The organism is Streptomyces alkaliterrae (assembly GCF_007097205.2).
Classification (GTDB): Bacteria; Actinomycetota; Actinomycetes; order Streptomycetales; family Streptomycetaceae; genus Streptomyces; species Streptomyces alkaliterrae.
In genome coordinates this window covers 1-765 of the sequence record NZ_VJYK02000658.1, presented here as the reverse complement: position 1 = coordinate 765, position 765 = coordinate 1, and the positions used below count along the sequence as shown (strand labels likewise).

Below are 765 nucleotides of genomic sequence, written 5' to 3'. Positions count from 1 at the left end.
GCGAGGGAGGGGAGCAGCGGGGGTTGTCCGGCGATCTTGCCGATCGAGTCGTGGGTGAGGACGGCGAGGACGCCCTCGGCCTGTTCCGCCTCGGAGGCGTTGATGGCGGTGATCCGGCCGTGTGCGACGCGGGCGCCGACGAGTACGGCGTGGGTGAGGCCCGGCAGGGGGATCTCGGCGGCGTAGCGGGCGGCGCCGGTGACCTTGGGATGGGCGTCCACCCGGTCCAGCGGCCGGCCTACGGGACCCTCCCCGGTGGCGGTGGGGTTGGTGCTCATCGGTTGCCCTCCGGATTCTGGCCGTTGTCGTGCTGTGTGCCGGTGAGGTCCCGCAGCGCTCTGACGAGGGTGCGGCGGGCGAGTTCGGGTTTGAAGGCGTTCATGGGGGTGGTGCGGGCGTCGGCGAGTTCCTCGGCGGCGGCCCGGGCGAAGGTCTCGTCGGTGGCCGGGGCGCCGCGCAGCGCGGCTTCGGCGCGGTGGGCGCGCCAGGGGCGGGTGGCGACGCCGCCGAGGGCGATCCGGGTGTCGCGGACGACGCCGTCGCTGATGTCGACGGCGGCGGCGACGGAGACCAGGGCGAACTCGTAGGACTCGCGGTCGCGGACCTTGAGGTAGCGGGAGCGCCGGGCCATCGGCAGGGCGGGGATCTCCAGCGCGGTGATCAGCTCGCCGTGGGCGAGGGGGTGTTCGAGGTGGGGGGTGTCGCCCGGCTCGAGGAAGAACTCGTCGAACGAGTAGCTGCGGGTGGCGCCGTCGGGGGTGCGGG

At 74.2% G+C, this 765-nt stretch carries 1 protein-coding gene and 1 pseudogene; both read right to left on the bottom strand.

Annotated elements, in window-relative coordinates:
• Positions 1-278, bottom strand: a pseudogene (locus FNX44_RS27380) (xanthine dehydrogenase family protein molybdopterin-binding subunit); the annotation flags it as partial.
• A partial coding sequence (locus FNX44_RS27375; protein WP_369123544.1) for an FAD binding domain-containing protein occupies positions 275-765 on the bottom strand: 491 nt, incomplete at its 5' end. The pseudogene FNX44_RS27380 and the gene FNX44_RS27375, both read right to left, overlap by 4 nt.